The sequence below is a fragment of the Comamonas testosteroni genome (genome assembly GCF_000761245.1).
Taxonomy (GTDB): Bacteria; Pseudomonadota; Gammaproteobacteria; order Burkholderiales; family Burkholderiaceae_C; genus Comamonas; species Comamonas testosteroni_C.
In genome coordinates this window covers 1-1309 of the sequence record NZ_AWOR01000105.1, presented here as the reverse complement: position 1 = coordinate 1309, position 1309 = coordinate 1, and the positions used below count along the sequence as shown (strand labels likewise).

The 1309-nt window shown below is 58.5% G+C and carries 1 protein-coding gene and 1 pseudogene; both read left to right on the top strand.

What is annotated here, in order from left to right; translation table 11 throughout:
- Positions 1–441: pseudogene (locus tag P353_RS26340) on the top strand (hypothetical protein); the annotation flags it as partial.
- A 76-nt stretch (positions 442–517) separates the two neighbouring features.
- On the top strand, positions 518–1261 hold the full coding sequence (locus P353_RS29720; RefSeq protein WP_198529172.1) for a hypothetical protein: 744 nt from the start codon (positions 518–520) through the stop codon (positions 1259–1261).
- The last annotated feature ends 48 nt before the right edge of the window (positions 1262–1309 follow it).

Here is a 1309-nt window from a genome sequence, read left to right as displayed (position 1 = left end):
GCAGCTGTCGGCGGTAGCGCAACTACTTTCGGTAATGTGAAGAGCCTTTCCGCAACCACCGGCAATGGTGTTGCGGGCGGCGTAGCGGCTACCAATGCCAATGCGGGCTCGGCTGCTGCGGCCGGCTATAACGCAGGACCCGTCAACGGTACCGCCTTCGGCGGCGCCTCTTCTCAGACCGCGAATGTTGCTGCAACTGGCGCCGGCCCTGGCGGCGGCTTGGCTTACATCAACAACAATGCTGGCACCACTTCTGGCTACAACGCCACATCGGGAGCCGTTTCCTCACCTTGGGGCTCGTTGACCAATACCACCTCGAACGCAGGCTCTGTGGGTACCGTCCACCAGAATGCCGGCTCCTGGGGTAACGCTGGCTACCTCTCCAATGGTGGTGGCACCTCCGGTACTGCTGGTGCAGGCTCTACTGCCAATGCCAACTAAGGCAGCTGTCCCAAGATAGTTGTGTTTGCCCCGGGTCTGGCTGCCTGGCCGGGCTCGGGCAACGTAGGAGCAAAGCATGAAACTCTCCATAGCTCTGTTAAGTCTTTGCGTTCCTTTGTGCAGCTATGCGCAAAGTGCCGACAGCAGCGCGCAAAGCTCCTCTAACTCCTCATCCGTGGGAGCGCAACAGAATCAGTCGGTCACCATTGTCAATCCAGTTGCTGCTCCGGCAGAAAGTCGATCTGTCGCCACGATGGACAGCAGATCCACTTCGACCTCCGATCAAAACATAACAACGAACGGCACGACCACCCAGAACCTGAACAATACGGTGTCCGGTACGTCCAAGAACATTGTGGAGTACACAGGCACGTACACCATGAAGAACGTTCCCAGCGTGAACGGCCCCAACCTCACGACCAGCAATGACACCTGCATGGGCAGCAGCAGCGGCAGTGCCAACGGCCCCGGCTTTGGCGTGAGCTTCGGCACAACCTGGACGGACGAGCATTGCAAGCGCCTGAAAATGAGCCGTGAGCTCTGGAACAAGGGCATGAAGGCAGCCTCGCTGGCAATGGACTGCATGGATCCCGCTGCTCGCGTGGCACTGGAGATCACGGGTTCGAAATGCCCGCAATCCATGACAGTAGAAGAGCGCCGCAACAACTACGGGCCGGATGCTTCGGCACAAGGTAGCCCCACCACTCCCGCTTCAGCGCCCACCGAGGTTCAGTCAAGTTTGGCACCTGAAGTCACTCGCCCCTCGCTTGTAACATCTGTGATGGAAGATCCACGTACAGCACAGCTGTATGACAATTAGTGGGCGTGATTCCTAATCTAGGAGGCCGCTATGGGCAAGACTCTAGCT